Annotated in this window: 14 protein-coding genes, 1 rRNA gene, 1 pseudogene and 1 riboswitch; of the genes and pseudogenes, 10 read left to right on the top strand and 6 right to left on the bottom strand. The window is 69.9% G+C overall.

Annotated features, from left to right (window positions below; translation table 11 throughout):
- Positions 1–178 precede the first annotated feature (178 nt).
- Complete coding sequence (locus ACWGJY_RS28700) at positions 179–1,726, top strand: anthranilate synthase component I family protein (protein WP_453263764.1); 1,548 nt, start codon at positions 179–181, stop codon at positions 1,724–1,726.
- Positions 1,723–2,295, top strand: a complete 573-nt coding sequence (locus ACWGJY_RS28695; protein WP_453263763.1) for an anthranilate synthase component II — start codon at positions 1,723–1,725, stop codon at positions 2,293–2,295. The genes ACWGJY_RS28700 and ACWGJY_RS28695 overlap by 4 nt, the downstream gene beginning before the upstream one ends.
- A 114-nt stretch (positions 2,296–2,409) precedes the next feature.
- Here the strand turns inward: ACWGJY_RS28695 and pdxR are convergent, their stop codons facing one another.
- Positions 2,410–3,828: a MocR-like pyridoxine biosynthesis transcription factor PdxR gene (gene pdxR / locus ACWGJY_RS28690; RefSeq protein ID WP_453263762.1), complete on the bottom strand. Its 1,419-nt coding sequence runs from the start codon at positions 3,826–3,828 to the stop codon at positions 2,410–2,412.
- A 145-nt stretch (positions 3,829–3,973) separates the two neighbouring features.
- Here pdxR and trpD point away from each other — a divergent pair, with 145 nt between their 5' ends.
- A complete protein-coding gene (trpD, locus tag ACWGJY_RS28685) occupies positions 3,974–5,032 on the top strand; it encodes an anthranilate phosphoribosyltransferase (protein WP_453263761.1) in 1,059 nt (352 codons plus the stop codon).
- 73 nt (positions 5,033–5,105) lie between these two features.
- On the opposite strand, the gene trpC is transcribed toward trpD, so the two are convergent.
- Positions 5,106–5,897: an indole-3-glycerol phosphate synthase TrpC gene (gene trpC / locus ACWGJY_RS28680; RefSeq protein ID WP_453263760.1), complete on the bottom strand. Its 792-nt coding sequence runs from the start codon at positions 5,895–5,897 to the stop codon at positions 5,106–5,108.
- Positions 5,898–6,795: 898 nt separating this feature from the next.
- On the opposite strand from trpC, the gene ACWGJY_RS28675 reads away from it, so the two are divergent.
- Entirely contained in the window at positions 6,796–8,241 is a 1,446-nt protein-coding gene (locus ACWGJY_RS28675) for a glyceraldehyde-3-phosphate dehydrogenase (RefSeq protein ID WP_453263759.1), read from the top strand.
- A gap of 313 nt (positions 8,242–8,554) precedes the next feature.
- On the opposite strand, the gene ACWGJY_RS28670 is transcribed toward ACWGJY_RS28675, so the two are convergent.
- Positions 8,555–9,733, bottom strand: coding sequence for a Cmx/CmrA family chloramphenicol efflux MFS transporter (locus ACWGJY_RS28670; protein ID WP_453263758.1), 1,179 nt, complete (start codon positions 9,731–9,733; stop codon positions 8,555–8,557).
- A 594-nt stretch (positions 9,734–10,327) separates the two neighbouring features.
- Positions 10,328–10,555: riboswitch (cobalamin riboswitch) on the top strand.
- Between the two features lie 164 nt (positions 10,556–10,719).
- On the opposite strand from ACWGJY_RS28670, the gene metE reads away from it, so the two are divergent.
- On the top strand, positions 10,720–13,038 hold the full coding sequence (gene metE, locus ACWGJY_RS28665) for a 5-methyltetrahydropteroyltriglutamate--homocysteine S-methyltransferase (protein WP_453263757.1): 2,319 nt from the start codon (positions 10,720–10,722) through the stop codon (positions 13,036–13,038).
- A 360-nt stretch (positions 13,039–13,398) separates the two neighbouring features.
- Here the strand turns inward: metE and ACWGJY_RS28660 are convergent.
- Both ACWGJY_RS28660 and ACWGJY_RS28655 read right to left on the bottom strand, forming a co-directional pair.
- Positions 13,399–13,577: pseudogene (locus tag ACWGJY_RS28660) on the bottom strand (IS5/IS1182 family transposase); the annotation flags it as partial.
- Between the two features lie 32 nt (positions 13,578–13,609).
- Positions 13,610–14,212, bottom strand: coding sequence for a hypothetical protein (locus ACWGJY_RS28655; protein WP_453263756.1), 603 nt, complete (start codon positions 14,210–14,212; stop codon positions 13,610–13,612).
- A 757-nt stretch (positions 14,213–14,969) separates the two neighbouring features.
- Between ACWGJY_RS28655 and ACWGJY_RS28650 the strand changes: the two genes are divergently transcribed.
- The 5 genes from ACWGJY_RS28650 (at position 14,970) to ACWGJY_RS28630 (ending at position 21,494) form a co-directional block, all read left to right on the top strand.
- Positions 14,970–16,076 carry a SagB/ThcOx family dehydrogenase gene (locus ACWGJY_RS28650; protein ID WP_453263755.1) on the top strand — a complete coding sequence of 369 codons (1,107 nt, stop codon included), beginning with the start codon at positions 14,970–14,972 and terminating at the stop codon, positions 16,074–16,076.
- A 33-nt stretch (positions 16,077–16,109) separates the two neighbouring features.
- Positions 16,110–16,553, top strand: a complete 444-nt coding sequence (locus ACWGJY_RS28645; RefSeq protein ID WP_453263754.1) for a hypothetical protein — start codon at positions 16,110–16,112, stop codon at positions 16,551–16,553.
- A 324-nt stretch (positions 16,554–16,877) separates the two neighbouring features.
- Entirely contained in the window at positions 16,878–17,204 is a 327-nt protein-coding gene (locus ACWGJY_RS28640; protein WP_453263753.1) for a CU044_2847 family protein, read from the top strand.
- 44 nt (positions 17,205–17,248) lie between these two features.
- Entirely contained in the window at positions 17,249–21,289 is a 4,041-nt protein-coding gene (locus ACWGJY_RS28635) for a trypsin-like peptidase domain-containing protein (RefSeq protein ID WP_453263752.1), read from the top strand.
- Positions 21,258–21,494, top strand: coding sequence for a sigma-70 region 4 domain-containing protein (locus ACWGJY_RS28630; RefSeq protein WP_453263751.1), 237 nt, complete (start codon positions 21,258–21,260; stop codon positions 21,492–21,494). The genes ACWGJY_RS28635 and ACWGJY_RS28630 overlap by 32 nt, the downstream gene beginning before the upstream one ends.
- 104 nt (positions 21,495–21,598) lie before the next feature.
- Here the strand turns inward: ACWGJY_RS28630 and rrf are convergent.
- Positions 21,599–21,690: ribosomal RNA gene (gene rrf, locus ACWGJY_RS28625) — 5S ribosomal RNA — on the bottom strand; the annotation flags it as partial.

The following is a 21,690-nucleotide window of genomic DNA, read 5'->3' as shown; positions in this document are numbered from 1 at the left end:
TGCGGTCAAGGATCGGTGGAATGGTCTGCCCGGCGCCTCGTCAATTGGTCTGGTCGCCGTCGTCCGCCCGGTGTTTTTCTTGCCGAAGCCGCCCGCCGACGCGGCGGCCGCGGCCGGAATGCAATCCAGCGCCGAGCGGACAGCACGCATGCCCAAAGTGCGCGGACAAGGAATTCAGATGACACCAATGACGCGAGCCGGCGCCCATAGGCAGGATCGGACCGGCGCGCCGCTGCGCGTGCGGGTCACCGAAGCGGAGCTGCCGTGGCACGACCCGCTCCGGCTCTACACCGGCCTGCTCGGGGAACTCGGGGAGCAGGAGGTCTTCCTCTTCGAGAGCCTGGCGGGGCCGGAGCGGGACCGCGGCCCGGCGGTGGTCGGCTTCGGACGGCTCGCCGAGGTGTGCGTGTTCGCCGGCCACATCGAGGTCAGCGGTACGCCGGTGCTGTGCGCCGCCCTGCTGGCGGCGGCCGGCGAGGCGGGGATGACCGAGGACCCGGCAGCCCCGGAGGACGGCCCGGCACGCCGCCGGTTCGCGGATTCCGCGCAGGTCTGGGATCTGATGAAGCGGTCGCAGCAGCTCTTCGCCGTGGAGAGCGGCCGGCCGCACGACAGCTACGCCTTCGGCTTCCTGGCCGCCCTGGGCTACGAGGCGGCCTGGCACATGGACGAGCTGCCGGACCGGAAGGCCTCCCCGCGCGGCCCCGACATGACGTTCACGCTGTTCCGCGACACCGTCTGGTACGACCCGGGGGCGGTTCGCGCGCGGCAACTGACCGCCCACGCGGAGGCGTTCCCCGCTGCCCGCGTCCCGGATCCCGGCGCCCTGGTGACAGCGTCCGCCGCCCTGGCCGACGGCGGCGGAACGTGTCCAAAGGCGCCCGCGCCCCGGTCGGTGCGGGACACCGTCGCGCGCGGCACCTTCCTGGCGTGGGCCCGCCGGTGCCTGGAGCACATCCGGGTCGGCGACATCTACCAGATCCAGATCGGCCACCGCGTCGATGTCGAGACGGAGTTGACGCCGGTCGAGGTCTACCGGCGGCTGCGGTCGCGCAACCCGTCGCCGTACATGTACCTGGTGCCGCGCACGGGCGGCGAGACCCTCATCGGTGCCAGCCCCGAGCTGTTCTTCCGCACCGGGGGCGGCGAGATCGTCATGCGGCCGATCGCCGGGACCACCCGGCAGGCGGACACCGCGCGGGAGAACGAGCGCCGGGTCAAGGAGATGCTGGCGAGCACCAAGGAGCAGGCCGAACATGTGATGCTGGTCGACCTGTGCCGCAACGACATCGGGCGGGTCTGCCGGCCGCGCTCCCTGTCGGTGGGGGACCTGATGACGGTGGAGGCGTACTCCCATGTCTTCCACCTCGTCTCGACGGTGAGCGGGCACCTGGAGCCGGATGCCGGCGTGTGGGAGGCGCTGTGCGCCACCTTCCCCGCAGGCACGATGACCGGCGCGCCCAAGCTGCGCGCCATGGAGATCATCGACGGGATCGAGCAGGAGCCGCGCGGGAGCTACGCGGGCGCGGTCGGTCTGATCGACGTACGCGGCTGGAGCAGCCTCGCCCTGTGCATCCGCACGATCGTGCACGACGGCCGGACCTACTCCACACAGAGTTCGGCGGGCATCGTCGCGGAGTCGGTGCCCGAGGCCGAGTGGGACGAGACCCTGGCGAAGATGGGCGCCGCCTACTGGGCGCTGACCGGTGAGGAACTGCTGTCATGAAGATTCTGCTCGTGGACGCGTACGACAGTTTCGTGCACATCATCGACCAGTACCTGCGCACTCTCGGTGTCACCACCGAGGTGGTGCGCTCCCACGCGCGTACGCCCGGGGAGCTGGCGGCGGGGCGGCCCGACGCGGTGGTGCTGGGGCCGGGCCCGGGGCACCCCGCCGCCTCCGGACACGTCGAGCTGGTACACCGGTTCGCCGGGCAGGTGCCGCTGCTGGGGGTGTGCCTGGGCCACCAGGCGATCGCCCTGGCGTTCGGCGGCCGGGTGGCGGTCGCCGGCCACCTGATGCACGGGCGGACGAGCCCGGTACGGCACGACGGCCGGGGGCTCTTCCAGGGCCTGGGGAACAGCACGGTGGCCACCCGCTACCACTCGCTGATCGTCTCCCGGACGCTGCCGGACGAACTGGAGGAGACGGCGACGGCCGAGGACGACGGCTATGTGATGGGGGTGCGGCACCGCACGCTGCCGGTGGAGGGCGTGCAGTTCCACCCCGAGAGCATCATGACGGAGGGCGGGCTGCAGCTCTTCGAGAACTTCCTGGCCGACGCGGGGCGGTGACGGCGGGGCGGTGACGGCGGGGCGGCCGGCGCCGGTGGCCGTCCGGCCGTCCGGCGGGTGCCGTGCGCCGGACGGCCGTCGCGCGCCCGGGGCGCCTCCCGTCCGGCGGAGCGCTCAGGCGCACCGCTCGGCACGGACGGCCGCGGGCAGCCGGGCGTAGGCGGCGCCCAGCTCCTGGACCGCCTCCACGATGCCGGTGCGCGGCACCCCGGTGTAGCCCACCACCAGGGCGGGGGCGGCCCGTTCGGGCCGGGCGTGGTAGCGCCGGCCGCCGGGCACCAGCACCGATCGCTCCAGCGCCCGCCCGACCAGCGCGGCCTCGTCGACCCGGCGTGGCAGCCGCACATACGCGTGCAGCCCCGCCGCCGAGCCGATGATGCGGGCACCGGGCAGGAAACGGCGTACGGACTGCTCCAGACACTCGCGTCGCAGGCGGTAGTGAGCCCGCCGGCAGCGCAGATGGCGGTCGAAGTGCCCCGAGCGCAGGAGGTCGGCGAACGCGAGCTGGGTGAGGACGTCGGAGCCCAGATCGCGGTGCGAGCGGGTCCGCTCCACTGCGGCGAGCAGCCGGGCCGGCACCGCCAGCCAGCCGAAGCGCAGGCCGGGAGCGAGTGACTTGCTCGCCGTGCCTGCGTACACGACGCGTTCGGGGGCGAGGCGCTGGAGGGCGAGGGGGCGCGCGCCGCGCTCCAGCCACAGATCACCGTCGTAGTCGTCCTCGATCACCCAGGAGCCGGTCTCGCGGGCCCAGCGGACCAGGGCCTCCCGGCGGGACGGTGACAGGGTCACGCCGGTGGGGAACTGGTGGGCGGGGGTGACGAGTACGGCGCGTACGCCGGTCGCGGCGAGCGCCTCGACGTCGATGCCCTCCTCATCCACGGGGACCGGCACCGGCCGCAGGCCCACTTCCCGGATGAACTGCCGCTGACGGTGGTGGCAGGGGTCCTCCATCGCGATCCGGTCGATACCGGAGCCGGACAGCACGGTGCACAGCAGCCCGAGCGCCTGCGCGAAACCGGACACCACCATGACCTGCCCGGGGGTGGTCAGCACACCGCGCGCCCGGCCGAGGTAGCGGGCCAGCTCCTCGCGCAGCCCCTCGGCCCCGGACACCGGCGGGTAGTCGAGGTCCCCCGGCTCGGCCGACTGCAGGGCGCGCTGGTAGGAGGCGAGCCACTCGCGGTGCGGGAAACCGGCGACCCGGGGCGTACCGGTCCGCAGGTCCCAGCGCACCGGCGGCGCCGGACGGTCATCGAGCAGCGTCGGCAGGGCGGGAGCGGTCAGGTGCTGTGCCACGCGGGTGCCGGAGCCCTGGACGGCCTCCAGATAGCCCTCGGCGATCAGCCGGCCGTAGGCCTCGACCACCACACTGCGGGAAACCCCCACGTCCTCGGCGAGTTGCCGGCTGGACGGCAGCCGGGTGCCCGGATGCAGCACACCCGCGGAGATCTCCCCTCTGATTCTGCCCTCGATCTGGGCGGTCAGCGGTTCTTCGGATTCCCGCGACACATCGATCAACGCGTGCCAGGTCATTCTTTTCCCTCTCCGGGAAAGTGGACTGGAGTCACTGGAGACAATTGGTCTGGCCGACGCTCCGCACCGGATCGCAGAATTACCCCGTTGCCGAGCCTGCCGGAACTGCCGAATGGGCTGAATGGGCCGAAAAAGGGGATGCCGTATGACCGTGACACCTCGGGAAAAGTCCTGGCCGGTCATTCTCACGGCTCTGCTGACGGGAAATGATCTCCCGGCGGACGACACCGCATGGGCCATGGACCAGGTGATGCGGGGCGGTGCGACGCCCGCACAACTGGCGGGTCTGCTGGTGGCCCTGCGCGCGAAGGGCGAGACCGTGGCGGAGGTCGAAGGACTCGTCCGCGCCATGTACGACCACGCGGTGCCCCTCGACGTCCCGGGCCCGGCCCTCGACATCGTCGGCACCGGCGGCGACCGCTCCCACAGCGTCAACATCTCCACGATGTCCGCGATCGTCGCGGCGGGAGCCGGCGCGCGGGTCGTCAAGCACGGCAACCGCTCCGCGTCCTCCGCGTGCGGCTCGGCCGACGTACTCGAACAGCTCGGTGTGGCCCTGGACCTGCCGGTCCCCGACATCGCCGGACTGGTCCCGGAGGTCGGCATCACCTTCTGTTTCGCCCCGCTGTTCCACCCGTCCGTACGTCATGCCGCCACACCCCGCAGGGAACTGGGCATCCCGACGGTCTTCAACGCGCTCGGCCCGCTGACCAATCCGGCGCGCCCGACCGCGCAGGCGGTCGGTGTGGCGGACGCCAGGATGGCGCCGCTGCTCGCCGGTGTACTGGCCCGGCGCGGGGTCGGTGCGCTGGTCTTCCGCGGCGACGACGGGCTCGACGAGCTGACGGTCACCACCACCTCCACCGTCTGGTCGGTCCTCGAAGGGCAGGTGCGCAAGGAGGTGTTCGACCCGCGCGACGTCGGCGTCCCGTACTCCCCGCCCCAGGCGCTGCGCGGTGGCGACGCCGCCCACAACGCGGAGGTGGCGCGGGCGCTGCTGCGAGGCGAGCGGGGACCGGTGCGCGATGCCGTGCTGCTGTCGGCCGCCGCCGGACTCGCGGCGCTCGAACCCTCCCACCGGCCGGTCACCGAGCGCATCGCCGCCGGGATGGCGCGCGGTGCGCGGGCGATCGACACGGGAGCTGCGGCCGCGGTCCTGGAGCGCTGGGCGGCCGTCTCCACCAAGCTCGCCGCGGCGGGCTGAGCCGGCCGGCACCGCGGCCGGTCCCTGCCCGGACCCGCCGCGGTGGTGCACCGCATCCCGCCACGCGGCCCGCTCAGCGCCGCCCCGCTTCCCGCAACGCGCTCAGCATCGGGCCGGGCCCGCCCCGCCCTGCCACCAGGGCCTCGCCCACCAGCACGGCATCCGCACCGTGGGCGGCCAGCGCGGACACGTCCTGCGGACCGCGGATACCGGACTCCGCAATGCGCACCACGCCCGCCGGGACGAGGGGCGCGAGCCGTGCGAAGGTGCCGCGGTCGACCGCCAGGGTCTTCAGGTTGCGGGCGTTGATGCCGATCACCGAGGCGTGCACGGCGAGTGCACGCTCGATCTCGTGTTCGTCATGCACCTCCGTCAGCACGGTGAGCCCCAGCTCCCGCGCCAGCTGCGTCAGCTCCGCGAGCTGGTGCTGCTCCAGCGCCGCCACGATCAGCAGCGCCAGGTCGGCACCATGCGCCCGCGCCTCCCACAGCTGATACGGCGTCACGACAAAGTCCTTGCGCAGCACGGGAATCCGCACCGCGGCGCGTACGGCGTCGAGGTCACCGAGCGTGCCGTGGAACCGCCGCTGCTCGGTGAGCACACTGACGGCCGCGGCGCCGGACCGCTCGTACCCCCGGGCCAGCTCCGCCGGGTCGGCGATGTCGGCCAGCGGCCCCTTGGACGGGCTGGCCCGCTTCACCTCGGCGATGACCTGGACACCGCCGGCCGAGCGCAGCGCCGCGGCGGCGTCCAGCGGGGCCGGCGCATCCGCGACGCGAGCACGCAGCTCCCCCTCGGGCAGCCGGCGTTGCCGCTCCGTCAGGTCTTCGCGTACACCGCCGATGATCTCGTCCAGCATGGTCATGGAGGTCCGTTCCTTCCGGTGGCAAACAGGGGGAAACGCCGCGCGCCGCAGGGGGTTGGTCCACGGCGCGGGCCCTCCCGGTTCGATGGGCAACGGCGGCGCCGTCACCTTCACTTGCTCAGCGGCCCGCCCCGGTACGGAGCAGGGTCCCGGCCGACGCCGGGTGATTCACCTGCGCCCGCCCCTGGCCCGTACGGGGCTTGCCTGTACGGACTTGCCCGTACGGACTTGCCCGCGCGGGACAGGGCCGACGAGGCACGGCCGGCGAGGCATTCCCGTTCCCCTTCTCTCTGCGGCCACGGCGCGTGCACCCGTCCGCACGTCTAGCTAGGCCTGGGGCTGGGCCTGGACCTGGAACGGGACCATTTGCATCAATTGCCCTCCTGGAGCACGGACGCCGTCCCGCACGGCATTCCCGCTCGGACGTCAGCCGCAGCATGACAGCGTCGGCGGTTTCACGCCGGGCGGGCATGACGCTAGGAGGTCGATTTATCGGTGGCTTATCGGACCCTTAGAGAAGGGGGCCGGCGTCCAGAGAAAGGGGCCGGCGTCCCATCGGGCGAGAACGGGGAGGTACGCCCACACGTCGACGAGGGGCGCTCGCGCCGGGGCCGCACCCGCGCCACCGCAACATCACACCGAGGCCGCCACTGCCACCACTGCCACCGAAGTCACCACTGTCACCGAAGTCACTGAAGTAACTGAAGATCAAACAGAGTAGGATCATTGCCCCCAAATCACCGCAAACTCGACACCACCACACCGAGCGGTGGGCGCCAAAACGCGCAGGCAGGGCCATGGATCCCGATCGCGGCATCCCGCCCGAGTGGGGCCGTTTGAACGATCAAAGTAGCGGGGGGCTAGCATATGAGCACCGCCTAGCTCGAAAGATAAGCCTGTGACTGTCAATGACGACTCGTTCACCAGTTGGAAAAACCGCGAGGAGATCGCGGAGTCGATGATCCCGATCATCGGGAAGCTGCACCGGGAGCGGGACGTCACGGTCCTGCTTCACAGCCGCTCCTTGGTGAACAAGTCGGTGGTCAGCATCCTCAAGACCCACCGCTTCGCCCGGCAGATCGCCGGTGTGGAACTCTCGGTCACCGAGACGCTGCCGTTCCTGCAGGCGCTCACCACGCTCGATCTCGGCCCGTCCCAGATCGACATCGCCCTGCTCGCGGAGACGTACCGGACCGACGACCGCGGTCTGTCGGTGGAGGAGTTCACCGCCGAGGCCGTCGACGGCGCCACGGGTGCCGACAGGATCGAGCGCCGTGAGCCGCGCGATGTCGTCCTCTACGGGTTCGGCCGGATAGGCCGCCTCGTCGCCCGCCTGCTCATCGAGAAGGCCGGCTCCGGCAACGGTCTGCGGCTGCGCGCCCTCGTCGTCCGCCGGGGCGGCGACCAGGACATCGTCAAGCGCGCCTCGCTGCTGCGCCGCGACTCGATCCACGGGCAGTTCCAGGGCACGATCACCGTCGACGAGGCGAACAGCACGATCATCGCCAACGGCAACGAGATCAAGGTGATCTACGCCAACGACCCCGCGGAGATCGACTACACGGCGTACGGCATCAAGGACGCCATCCTCATCGACAACACCGGCAAGTGGCGCGACCGCGAGGGCCTGTCGGAGCACCTGCGCCCCGGCATCGACAAGGTCGTGCTGACCGCGCCGGGCAAGGGCGACGTCCCCAACATCGTGCACGGCGTCAACCACGACACCATCAAGCCGGACGAGCAGATCCTGTCCTGTGCGTCCTGCACCACCAACGCGATCGTCCCGCCGCTGAAGGCGATGGCGGACGAGTACGGCGTGCTGCGCGGCCACGTGGAGACCGTCCACTCGTTCACCAACGACCAGAACCTGCTGGACAACTACCACAAGGCCGACCGCCGGGGCCGCTCGGCGCCGCTCAACATGGTGATCACCGAGACCGGTGCCGCCTCCGCCGTCGCCAAGGCGCTGCCCGACCTCAAGGCGCCGATCACCGGCAGCTCGATCCGTGTCCCGGTGCCGGATGTCTCGATCGCGATCCTCAGCCTGCGGCTCGGCCGGGAGACCACCCGCGAGGAGGTCCTCGACTATCTCCGTGATGTGTCGCTGACCTCGCCGCTCAAGCGCCAGATCGACTTCACCACCGCCCCCGACGCGGTCTCCAGCGACTTCATGGGCTCGCGCCACGCCTCGATCATCGATGCCGGTGCCACCAAGGTCGACGGCGACAACGCCATCCTCTACCTCTGGTACGACAACGAGTTCGGCTACTCCTGCCAGGTCATCCGCGTCGTCCAGCACGTCTCCGGGGTGGAGTACCCAACCTACCCGGCCCCGGCTGCCTGATCTCCGCGAACGGTCCGGCCCTCCGGCGCCCCGCATGCCGCCGCCCGGCATGCGGGGCACCGGCATGTGGGGCGCCGGCATGCGGGGCGCCGGCATGCCCGGGGCGTCGGCATGCCCGGGGCACGCTGGCATCCGCGGCACCGGCGAGACGGCGAAGCGGACAGGCGGCCCGGCTCCGGCGCCGCCTTGTCCACCCTGGACCCGCAGCTGGTTCAGCCCGCCCGCCCGCCGGACGGGGTGTCGCAAGAGGGAACCCGGTGGAAGTCCGGGACTGCCTCCCCGCGGTGAGTGGGAACGACCGCGTTCGCATGCGTCACCGGAGCACCTCCGTACTCCGGTCGGCCGCAATCACACTGCGGAGGGGGAACGCGACGAGTAGCGCGACCAGGACGAGGAGTGCGCTGGCCCAGAGCGGCCCGAGGTTGCCTGCTGCGGTGCTGAGGGTGGTCGCGGCGATGAGGGGCCCCACGGCGGCTCCGACGTTGAGTGCCGCGGTCGCGTACGAGCCGGCCATGACGGGGGCTTCTGCTGCCTCGTAAAGGACCCGCGTGATCAAAGTGCTGCCCAGTGCGAACGAGAGGGCGCCTTGCACGAACACGAGGACGAGCAGCGCGGTCGGCCGGTCGGCCAGCACGGCCAAGGCCGGCCAGCCGATGAGCAGCAGGGGACCACCGACGGCGATGACCAGGCCGGGGCGCCGGTCGGACCACCTGCCGGCAAGGGTGACACCGGCGAGGGAACCGGCGCCGAAGAGCACCAGAACGAGGGAGATCCACAGTTCGCCCAGGCCGGCGGTGTGGGTCACGACGGGGGCGAGGAAAGTGAAGCTTGCGAAGGTTGCCGCATTCACCAGTGCGCCGAGCAACATGACGAGGATCAATCGCGGTTTGCGGAGTTGTGCGAGCTCCGATCGCAAGGACGGCGCGTCGGTCGTGAGCTTGTCCGCCCTGCGCGCCGGGATTGCTTTAATGATGCCGAGGGCAGCGGGAAGACAGAGGGCAGCGACGGCCCAGAAGCCGGCGCGCCATCCGAGGAGCGTGCCCAGTACTGATCCCCCTGGTACTCCGGCGATCGTGGCCACCGTAGTGCCGGACAGCAGCACCGCGAGTGCGCGTCCCTTCTTGTCGGGAGAGACAAGCGTCGCGGCAGTCGTCAAGGCCACGGCGAGGAATCCCGCGTTCGCGAGCGCCGCGACGACCCGCGTCGCGAACAGGATCGGGAAGCTCGAAGTGGCAGCTGCCACCGCATGGGCCGTCAGGAACACGACGACGAATCCGAGGAGGCTGTTCCGTTCCGGCCAGTTGCGGGCGAGCCCGGCCATGAGCGGGGCGCCGACGATCATCCCGATCGCGAAGGCTGAGGTGAGCGTGCCTGCTGCCCCGACGGTCACATCGAGATCTGAGGCGATGTCCGGCAACAGGCCGGCCAGCATGAATTCGGAAGTGCCCATAGCGAAGATCGCCACGGCAAGCATGTACAGCGGGAGCGGCATCGAGTGACTCCGAGGTGAGAGAAGCACGAGAAGAGACGTCTCGTCACCGCGGTCAGCACCCAAAGGCGCACTCGTCCGGCCGCAGACGCGGCGGGACGACAGAGCTACGAACTCAGTGGTTCAGGGGGCTGACGGCGTGACCGAAAACCCCCACCGTGGATGCCTCAGGGCTCGACATGCCCCGCACGCTACCCGACCGATGCCTGACGAAGCACGTCGGTATCACCGAACTGCCCGGCTGGGAGGGCTGCCCGCCATGCGCAACGATGCCGCCCGGATCCTCGACGGCCCCGCCTGCTTCAACCGGCCGGGCCCCAGGGTGGTCCGGGGCGCGCAGAAATTGGCACCCCTCCCCGCTTGATGGCCCTCGGCGCCCCTGCCAAGCCTCCGTACGGCCCGCCGAACCCCGTCGGCCGGACGGCGACTCCGACCCGATTTCCCGCCCTGGCGTCGCACAACTCGGCATCTCCACCCGGCACTCCGGGCACCTTGCTCAGCGTGCCCCACACCGGACGGGGCGGCGTGCCGTGTTTCCGGTGTCTCATCTCACGGTCCGGCATGTGAACAGAGGTGTCCGGCCCGGCGGCCACGTTCTACGCTGGCCGGGCAATTGGTTCGCCCCGTCCGCCAGACGGGCCGCGTCGTAAGAGGGAACCCGGTGGGAATCCGGGACTGCCCCGCAGCGGTGAGTGGGAACGACCGCCGTCATACGCACTGGATCCGGGAAGCGGATCCGGGAAGCGACGGCCAGTAGGTGCCCGCCGGAACACTCCGGCAGGCGCGCCCACGAGTCCGAAGACCTGCCCGTTGCCCGTGCACACCCATGTGTGGACGGATATCCCGGTGACCTCGAGGGCGGGTCGGCGTACATACCAGGCGGACACGTGCGTCGCAGACACACCGTGCTTCCGCCGGGTTCGTCACCCCTTCGCGTGCCTCGTTCCATCTCCGGGACTTCATGACACGTATTCGCGAAGGAGAGTTCCGTGACAGCGAAGTCCGCAGCCGCGGCAGCACGGGCCACCGTGTACGGCTACCCCCGCCAGGGACAGCACCGGGAACTGAAGAAGGCCATTGAGGGCTACTGGAAGGGCACGGTCACCGCCGACGCCCTGAAGGAGACCGCCCGCACCCTGCGCCGTACAAACTGGCAGCAACTGGCCGGCGCCGGCATCCACGAGGTGCCCACCGGTGACTTCTCGTACTACGACCACGTGCTGGACACCAGCGTCATGGTCGGCGCTGTCCCGGACCGCCACCGCGACGCCGTCGCAGCCGACGCCCTCGACGGCTACTTCGCCATGGCCCGCGGCACCCAGGACGTGGCGCCGCTGGAGATGACCAAGTGGTTCGACACCAACTACCACTACCTCGTCCCCGAACTGGGACCGGACACCGTCTTCACCGCCGACTCCACCAAGCAGGTCGCCGAGCTGACGGAAGCCTTCGCACTCGGCCTCACCACCCGGCCGGTGCTCGTCGGACCGGTCACCTACCTCCTGCTGGCGAAGCCCGCCCCGGGGGTGGCTGCCGACTTCGAGCCGCTGACGCTCCTGGACCGGCTGCTGCCGGTCTACGCCGAGGTCCTCGCCGACCTGCGCGCCGCCGGCGCCGAGTGGGTGCAGCTCGACGAGCCCGCCCTCGTCCAGGACCGCACCCCGGCCGAGCTGAACTCCGCCGCCCGCGCCTACCGCGACCTGGGTGCCCTCACCGACCGCCCGAAGCTGCTGGTCGCCTCGTACTTCGACCGGCTCGGCGACGCCCTGCCCGTCCTGGCCAAGGCCCCGGTGGACGGTCTCGCGCTCGACTTCACCGACACGGCCGCCGCCAACCTCGACGCCCTGGCCGCGGTCGGCGGCCTGCCGGGCAAGCGCCTGGTGGCAGGCGTGGTCAACGGCCGCAACATCTGGATCAACGACCTGGAGAAGTCGCTGTCCACCCTCGGCACCCTGCTCGGCCTCGCCGACCGGGTCGACGTGGCCGCCTCCTGCTCCTTCCTGCACGTCCCGCTGGACGCCACCGCCGAGCGCGACATCGACCCGCAGATCGCCCGCTGGCTCGCCTTCGCCAAACAGAAGACGGCCGAGCTGGTGACCCTGGCACGGGGTCTGTCGCAGGGCACCGACACCATCGCCGCCGAACTCGCCGCCAACCGCGCCGACCTGGCCTCCCGCGCGAACTCCGCCCTCACCCACGACCCGGCCGTGCGCGCCCGCACCACCGCCGTCACCGACGCCGACGGCCGCCGCTGCGCGCCGTACGCCGAGCGCACGACGGCCCAACGGGCCCACCTCGGGCTGCCACTGCTGCCCACCACCACCATCGGCTCCTTCCCCCAGACCAACGAACTGCGCACCGCCCGCGCCGACCTGCGCACGGGACGGACCGACACCGCCGGATACAACGACCGCATCGCGGCCGAGATCCGCGACGTCCTCGCCTTCCAGGAGAAGGCCGGCCTCGACGTCCTGGTGCACGGCGAGCCCGAACGCAACGACATGGTCCAGTACTTCGCCGAACAGCTCACCGGCTACCTGGCCACCCAGCACGGCTGGGTCCAGTCCTACGGCACCCGCTACGTCCGCCCGCCGGTCCTGGCCGGCGACATCTCCCGCCCCGAGCCGATGACGGTCCGCTGGACCTCCTACGCCCAGTCGCAAACCGACCGCCCCGTCAAGGGCATGCTCACCGGCCCCGTCACCATGCTCGCCTGGTCCTTCGTCCGCGACGACCAGCCACTCGCCGACACCGCCCGCCAGGTCGCCCTCGCCCTGCGCGACGAAGTGAACGACCTCGAAACCGCCGGCACCTCGGTCATCCAGGTCGACGAACCCGCCCTGCGCGAAACACTGCCGCTGCGCACCGCCGACCACGCCGCATATCTGGCCTGGGCCACCGAGGCGTTCCGCCTCACCACCAGCGGCGTACAGGACCGCACCCAGATCCACACCCACATGTGCTACGCCGAATTCGGCGACATCGTCCAGGCCATCGACGACCTAGACGCCGACGTCATCAGCCTGGAAGCCGCCCGCTCCCACATGCAGGTCGCCCGGGAACTGGCCGCACACGGCTACCCGCGCGAAGCCGGCCCCGGTATCTACGACATCCACTCCCCCCGCATCCCCAGCACCGACGAAGCAGCCGCCCTGCTGCGCAAGGGACTTGAAGCCATCCCCGCCGAACGCCTCTGGGTCAACCCCGACTGCGGCCTCAAGACCCGCGGCTGGCCCGAAACCCGCGCCTCGCTGAAGAACCTGGTCACCGCCGCCCGCACCGTCCGGACAGAGCTCGCCGGCTCCTGATTCTGATCCCGTCGACGGCCGGGAGGAACCACAACCCCGTCCTCCCGGCCGTCCCGGCATCTCCACCCACCCTTTCACCTGGGATGACGACACCCACAGGAAGAGAGGGAAGGTCACCCGCAAGGCATCGTCACCTACTTCACCGGCGCGGCAGCCGACCAGGCCGCCCTGACCGATCCCGCCCGCAAAAAGCTCGTCATGACCTCGGGAGCTATGCTCCCGTCCCAGCTGATCGCTCAACCCCCCGACGGTAGCGACAAGCTCGACTCGTACCGACTGGGCTTCAGCCTCGCTTGCTCGCCCTCACCGGCCTGGAGAACACCATGGCCGCCACGCACAAGAACAGCAGGCAGCCGCACTGACACGGTCCAGGACTGAGATCAACTGCGGTGTGTCACCCCACTGTCCGGGCGTGATCAGGATAGCCAGCGGCCGGCACCTGCCCTCTCGCTCACCAGATGGATCTTGGTGGTGAACCCGCCGCGTGAGCGGCCCACCGCCTCATCGGACCGATGCTGGGAAGGGCGACGTTGTCTGCCGACGAGTCCGTCACCCGACCCCTTGGACACGCTCAATGGACCATGTTCCACATCTGGTACCGGTTGGTGTGGTTGTAGCAGGTGGTCTTGGCGACCGGGGCACCCTGCGGGTGGCCCTGGTCCCACAGCAGCTGGTTGTAGTGTCCGTCCTGCCCGCGATCAAGGCAGAGCACCTCGTTGAGATTGGAGTCCGCCTGGTAGTTGGCGAACTGCCAACTGTTGCGAGGGTTGCCGGAGCTGTTGCCGGCCCAGGTCATGTTCCACTGGTCGTGGTAGTCGCTCGAATTGCACCCGGCCGCGCGGGTTGCGAACCAGCCACTGGGATCCGAGATGGAGTGCGACCACTGGACTCGAAGGCAGTTGCCCTCCTTGCGATGGACGATCTGCACCCGGTCGTAGTAGCCACCGACGTTGCTGTCGTAGGACACGACGTTCCACCGCTGCCACGGATTACCGGGCTGGCACGGATTGGTGTAGACATCGCCGCCGTTGGAGTCCAGACAGTAGCCCGTGGCGTAGTCCTGGAGCATCACGTTGTACTGGTAGGTGTTCGCTTGGGCGGTGCCCGCTGTTCCCGCCACTGCCGCAGCCGCCAGCACGCCGGCCGCCAGTGCCGATCTCACCTTTAAGTTCACCGAGAGTCCTCTCTCCCCGTACCTCAGTGGCTTGCATGAGAACCCTGGCAGGCGAGCGAACAAGCGAATAGGGGACGGGAGGTCAAGAAACGGTTCATTCTGCTCTCGGCACCCAAGCGCTCAACCCGCCGGGAGCTCCGGGTCTCTACCGCGTGCAGTGAAGACCCGATGCAGGGCCTGCCCCACCTCGTTCAGGGGCCCGCCGGAGTGTCTGGGATCGGCGGCGCGTGATCCCGCGAAGCTTGGACCACATCGGTATTGCGCTCATCCCGTCTGACATGCCCTGGGTGTATTGCCCTGTCCGATAGGTCACACGCAAGCCCCGGCCGCTCATCGTCCTGCCTGGCGGGCGGGGCGGCCTGACGGCGGGCACCAGGGCGTCGTGGCGACGTGGGCGCGTCTCCCCCCAGTGCCTGTCAGTCAAGATCGCTGGATTGTCCTGCGGGCGGTCGTTTTCGGACAATTACGGTCCGCTGACGGGCCGTTGGGCTATACCCTCGTCCCCTGGGAAGTGCGGGGGACATTTGGGCAGCGTACGCAAACGGAGGCCGAAGGAGGTGTCCACCATGCGCGAGATCGAGATCAAGCCTGTGCCCGTCAAGCGGGAAGAGCGCCGCACCGGTGCTCTCCTTCACAAGTGACCCGAGGGGCGGGGCCGGCGCGGCATCTGCCGATGCCGGCCTCGTGCCCTTGGGCAGATCAGGGACCAGTCCTGTGAGCGAGAGGAGTAGATGTGCGGCTGCGGCGGCTGAGAGGCTTGACGTGTTACTGGCACCGGGGGGACTTTGTCGCCCATGCCTACCGGGGCCATGTCCCGGTTGCTCTGCACCCCTCGACCGCTGAAATCCTCAGCGCCTTCGACACCTGGACCACCCCCGCCCAAGCGGCCGAGGCTCTGGACCACCTGCATCCCGAGACGGTGGTGAAGGCAGCCGGAACACTGCTCGAATGCGGCCTGCTGGCCGAGGAAGGCAGCCCCGAGGCCGAAGAGGACGAGCGCCTGGCGGACGCCTGGGGACCCTGGTCACCGGAAGCATCCTTCTTCCACTACGCCACCCGCGATGTCCCTTTCGAGGCAGCCACCCCCGAGCTGCGTCAGCACCTCACCCGGGACGGGCGTCCGGCGCTGTTCACCGAGTACCCCGAGGCCGACCGCATCCTGTTGCCCCGCATACCGGACCCTCGCCTGTCCGCACCGCTGGAGCAGACCCTCTACCGCAGGCGCACGCACCGCTCCTTCAGCGCCCAGCCGGTGAGCCTGCACGATCTCGCGGTCCTGCTCGGTACCGTCTTCGGCCCTGCCGAGTTCATCGACGGCTTCGAGTACGGGGCCCTCATCCGGCGCACCAGCCCTTCCGGCGGAGCCCGGCAAGAACTCGACGCCTACCTCGCCACCCCCAACGTCACCGGCGTCCCCGCAGGTCTGTTCCACTACAACGCCCGCGAACACAGCCTGGAGCTCCTGCGCGAAGGCTTCACCCACACCGAAGCCGGGGACCTGTGCGCACACCAGGAGGGCATCGACCAAGCGGCCTTCATCATCTTCGTGACCGCCGCCTGGGAACGCATACGCGCGAAGTACCGACACCCCCGCGTCTACCGGGCCAGCCACCTGAACGCCGGACACCTCGGGCAGACCTTCGCCCTGGCCGCCACCGCGCTGGGCCTGGGCCCCTTCCAGACCGCCGCCTTCGACGACACCGCCGTCGAAGGCCGCCTCGGGCTCGACAGCACCACCCACAGCACCCTCTACATCCTGGCTGCCGGACACCCCACCTCCGGCACTCCGACCGACACCGCCGACCTGAACGCCTTCCGGCACACGACCCTCCACCACGGACAACCGGGACGGTCTGACAACTGACGCATCGGACACGGCCTGGCCAACCGGTAAGGCATGGACGTCATCGCGAACTCCCTTTTCCTCGCCGTACTCGCCGTACTCATCCTGTGGCTGTGGACCAGGCCCCTGTTCACCGGCCGGTGGAAAACCCCCGGCTGGTTCGTCGGAACAGCCGGCCTCTGCATCATCGCCACCGTCGTCACGTGGTTCATCGGCGCCTTCGCAGGTACCTCCATGGACCCGGAAGAGTCCTGCCACGCGTCCGGCACCACCTACGACAGGACCGACCGCTCGATCCACTGGCAAGAGCCTGCGCAATGGTTCCCCTTGCACGACAAATGCAACGCCACCTACGACCTGGTCCCGGCATGGGTCAACCCAGCCCTCGTGCTCCTGCCCCTGCCGGCCATCACCTGCCTGGCCATGGCCGTCTGGCTGACTGTTGCAAACCGACTAACCAAGAGCCGAACCAAGAAAGCCACAGCAGAAACGAGCTGACCAGACGCCACTTCGTCAACGCAACCGCCGGCCCCGCGGGATCATCGCGCGTCGCTTCCACCACGAGATCGAACCACTCCGCGACGGCGGCATCCGAGGCCACCGCGCCTCCTGCCGCCTCCACGAGCACTACGAGTCGAACTACCGTTCCGGCACGACCATCGAGTCAGCCCCCAGTTCTACCCGCTCGGCGTCAAGGGAGTGTCCCGGCTACGGCACGCGTGCCCCCTGTGACGTCTCGGGACAGGCCCCGTACGCACCCGGAAGCGGGGGCCCGCGTTCACGACATAAGCTATGCGGAGTCCGAGGGGATGGGGGTTGTTCGTGGCAGTGCAGGTGGTGTCGTACGAGCTCGATGAGGAAACAGTCGTACGGTTCGAGATCGATCCCTCCGACGGGTTCCACCAGGTGAGTTCGGGGGAAGTCATCGGCCGGGTCCGGGACGCTGTCCGCCCCGCCGTCGAGGCGGCCCGCACGGTCCTCGACCAGGCGGCGGCGCTGCGGCCTGCCGAGGTTGAGGTGAAGTTCGGCATCAAGGTCAACGGTACGGCGAACTGGCTCGTCGCCAAGGCCGCCACTGAGGCCAATTTCGAGGTGTCGCTGCTCTGGCGCCCTGGACAGGCGCCGGAGGGAACCGCCGATCCCCAGTGAGCGTCTCTCCCGGGCTGGGTCCGCGCCCCGGGGACGACGGGTGGGTGGCCGCAGTCCATCTGAGCGAGTTCGATGACGAACCGCTCGGCTCCGGTTTCCTCATCGACGACCGCCGGGTGCTTACCTGCGCCCATGTCGCCTGTCCGCCTTGGAGCAAGCAAAAGCCGCTGTGGGTGGCGTTCCCCAAGTCTGACCAGCTCATGGACCGCAGGATCGCGGTACGCGAGGTCGTGGCGCCCGAGCCCGAGAGGATTCGGCGCATCCAGGACGTCGCAGTCCTTGTTCTCGCAGAGAGCGTGGGTAGCGGGATCGCGGCTCGACTCCGGCGGCCTCCGCCAACGCAGCTCGTCGGCGAACCGTGGTGGTCCTTCGGTTTCCCGGGCGGCGACCCGTTCGGTAACTCCGCGGACGGTGTGGTCGGTGAGTCGCTTGTTTACGGCTGGATCAGGCTGGACACGGGATCGCGCTATCAGGTGCAAGGCGGCTACAGCGGGGCCGCGCTCTGGTCGCCGACGTACCGGTCCGTGGTCGGATTGGTGGGCCAAGCCAGCGGAGCCACAGGAGACGCACGGGCCCTCACCCTGCATCAGGTCGAGCGGTACCTACCGGGCCAGAAGCTAGGACTGCTCACCGAGTGGACCGCGGAGGCTGCCGGGGAGTCCGCTCTAGCGGCCTGGGGTTGGGCATTGGACGACGACCCCGAGGCCGGGCGGCACTGGAGACCGCGTGCCCGAGGCGTGAGCACCGACGCTGAGCGGGGCTTCCGGTTTCGGGGCCGGGCCACCGCGCTCACCACAATCGTCGACTGGCTGAGCGACGGAAGTACCCCGCGTCATGTGCTCGTGCTCACCGGCTCGCCCGGGGTGGGGAAGTCGGCCGTACTCGGCCGGATCGTCACCTCGGCGGACCCTCAGATCGCCGCCGCGCTGCCGGCCGAGGACCACGCGGTACGGGCCCCTCTCGGCTCGGTCGCCTGCGCCGTCCACGCCAAAGGTAAGACCGCGCTGGAAGTCGCGCACGAGATAGCCCGAGCCGCCTCTGCCGCACCGCCCTCATCTCCAGACGATCTAGCCGCCGTGCTGCGCGTCGCGCTCACCGAGCGCGGACCGACCGCCGGCGGGCGCCCTTTCACGGTCGTCATCGACGCCTTGGACGAGGCCACCACTCCGGAGCAAGCCCGGCTCATCGCCCGGCACATCGCCGTACCGCTGGCCGAGACCTGCGCCGACCTCCGGATCCGGGTGTTGGTCGGCAGCCGCCGCCGGGACGACGACGGCGATCTGTTTCACGCCTTCGGCGTGGCCACTCGCGTCATCGACCTGGACGACCCGGCGTACTTCGACCGGGCCGACCTGGTCGCTTACGCCATGGCCACCCTCCAGCTGCTCGGCGACGAAAGGCCCGAGAACCCCTACGACGACGATGAAGTCGCCCGCCCTGCCGCTGCCCGTATCGCTGAACTGGCCGACGCCAACTTCCTGGTTGCGGGGCTCACCGCGCGTGCCCACGGCCTCCATGACACCGTCGCCGCCGCGCCCGAGGACATCTCGTTCACTCCCACCGTCGCCGCCGCCCTCGGCGACTATATGGCCGCGCTGCCGCCCGTCGACGGCATTCCGGCATCCGACGTACTGAGTGCCCTCGCATACGCGGAAGCCCCTGGCCTGCCATTGTCCCTGTGGCGCGCGGCGACCGAGGCGCTCACCGGAAGCCATCCCTCCGAGGCACGCCTCATTGCCTTCGCCCGTTCCGCCGCTGCGAACTTCCTGGTCGAGGCCAGCACGAGCGAACAACACGCCGGATCCTTCCGGCTGTTCCACCAGGCGCTGGACGACGCCTTGCAGCATGCCCGCGCACAAACCGGCTCGACGGCGGCCGACGAACGTGCAATCACTCGCGCGTTCATTGCCAGTGGGCAGCAGACCGGCTGGGCGCGGGTGCCGGCCTATCTGCTGCGGTCGTTGCCCCGGCACGCGTCACGCGGCGGCGTCGTGGACGAACTCTTGGACGACGACCAATATCCGCTTCACGCCGATCTGCGACGGCTCATCGCCGCGGCGGGCACCGCCCGGGGCGCGGCCCGCGCTCGTGGCCAGCTGCTGCGGCAGACCCCGCAGGCGATCGACCGACCGCCCGCTCGGCGCGCCGCCCTGTTCAGTGTGACCGAGGCGCAGGAAGAGCTCGGCGACACCTATCGACGGCTGGCGGCAACCAGCACCTACCGCGCCGAGTGGGCAGCTGTCGCCCCGAGGGCTGAGGAAGCCGTCCTGGAAGACCACGGAGCCGAGATTCGCGCCGTTTGCGGTGTCGGCCTGCCCCCGTATACCCAACTCGTCAGCAGCAGTGCGGACGGGGCAGTGCGGTTCTGGGACCCCGTCACCTCCCTCCCGACGCGCATGCTCTCTGTACGCGATGGCGTGGGCGCCGTCATGTGCGGATTCGTCCACGCCGGCCATACCTGGCTCGCCGTCGCCGCGGGGGACGGGATAAGCCTGTGGAACGACTCCGGGCATTCGGGCGCCGGTCGGCTTCGGGGGCACCGCGGCAGGGTCAACGACATGTGCTCGTTCGACATGGCAGGCGGCCCCCGGCTGGCTACGGCCGGCTCCGACGAGACCGTACGTGTGTGGGATCCGGTCATCCGTCGCGAACTCCAGGTGTTGTCGGGCCACAACGACTGGGTCACCAGCGTCTGCACAGTACGGAACGGCAACAGGGTGCTGCTGGCGTCCGGCAGTGATGACACCACGATCAAGGTCTGGGACCCCGCCGGGGGATGTGTACTCACGCTCACCGGCCACACCGAGGCCGTCAATGCCGTATGCGCGGCCCCCATCGACGGCGTCACCCGGCTGATGAGCGCCGGGTCAGACGGGACCATCCGGGTGTGGGATTCCGTCAGTGGGCAATGTGTCCAGGTGCTCCAGCTCCCCTACGATCAGGTCGTCAACCTCCGCGCGGTCGAGGCGGCCGGGCGGACGCTGCTCGCCACGACCAACGACAACGTCGTGGCATTGTGGGACCCCGTCACCGGAACCGAGGAACAGAGCCTGCACGGCCATGTCGATGCCGTGTCCACCCTGTGCGTGCTGAACGTCCACGGTCGGAGTCTGCTGGCCAGCGGCGGCGATGACCACACGGTCCGCCTGTGGGACCCGGCCATGCCCCCGGCCGACCGGACGACCGCGATCCGCGCTCTGTGCGCAGTCCCCGTCGGCGGCCGCCCGTTGGTGGCCTACGCCGGGGATGAGGGGACGGTACGGCTGCGGGATGCCGTCAGCGGCCAGGTCATCGGCAAAGCCGGCCGGGAGCGCGACTGGATCCGTGCGCTGTGTGGCATCGCCCTGGACGGGGAGCCCCGGATTGCCGGGGGCGGGGATGACGGTGCCGTCTCGCTATGGGCCCCTGACGGCACGACGACACCGGTGACGAGCCGGTTCCCGCGCGCCGTGTACGCAGCGTGCGAGATCCCATACCGGGAGGAGACGATGGTTGCCACCGCAGGGGCGGACGGATCCATACGACTCTGGGACCCCCGGCTCAACCGCAACGTGCGGGCTCTTCATCACCACAGCAACGGCTATGCCTTGTGTCGGCTCGACTTTGACGGCCGTACCTTCGTCGCCACGGCCCAAGTAGGCGTCAACGGTGGTATCTGGCTGTGGGACCCCGAAAGAGACGAGACCCGGCGGGTCGTAGGCGCCTGCTTCGGCACAGACGTCTACGCCCTGTGCACGGTACCGGCGCGCGGCCGCGTCGCCCTTGCTACGGCAGACGCGGAGGGCCAGGTGACAATGTGGGACCCGGCGTCGGGAAACACCGTGGCCGAGACAGGGGGCCACGACGCGGCTGCCAACGCCCTGGTGGCTGTGGACCTCGGCGGCCGTACACTGCTCGCGTCCGCCAGCACCGACCGCACGGTGCGGCTGTGGGATCCGTCGACCGGCGCGCTCGTGGAAGAGATTCCCGTGCGCCATCCCGCGCACGCCCTGACCTGGACAGCCGACCGGCTCGTCGTGGGACTTGAGCAGGGACTCCTGGCGCTGTCCCTCGATGGGTTGCGCCCGCAGACTCCACCACAGTGAGCAGTGTCCGGGCCAGGAGTTGCCTCCGCAGCAGCGGACTGCAGTGTGGGCGACCAAGGAGTTGGCCTACACACACGCCGAGACGGCCGCGGCCATGAACAAGAAGCCGGAGACGGTCGCCACTCATGTCGTGCGCGCGGTGGCAGCGCTCCGGGTACACCGGAATTCCTATCCGGCCCGTCCCTCCTACGGGCTCGACGGATGAACCGGTAGAGCCGGCGCAGACGACCGGCACATGGAAGGAGACGAACGGACCCGGAACGCAGAAAAGCCCCGCACCATGAGGTGCGGGGCTTTCCCACAATGATTGTTCGGCGGCGTCCTACTCTCCCACAGGGTCCCCCCTGCAGTACCATCGGCGCTGAAAGGCTTAGCTTCCGGGTTCGGAATGTAACCGGGCG

It is taken from the genome of Streptomyces sp. NPDC054765, from assembly GCF_053612065.1.
The sequence above is the reverse complement of the archived record's forward strand: the minus strand, read 5'-3'. Positions and strand labels throughout refer to the sequence as shown.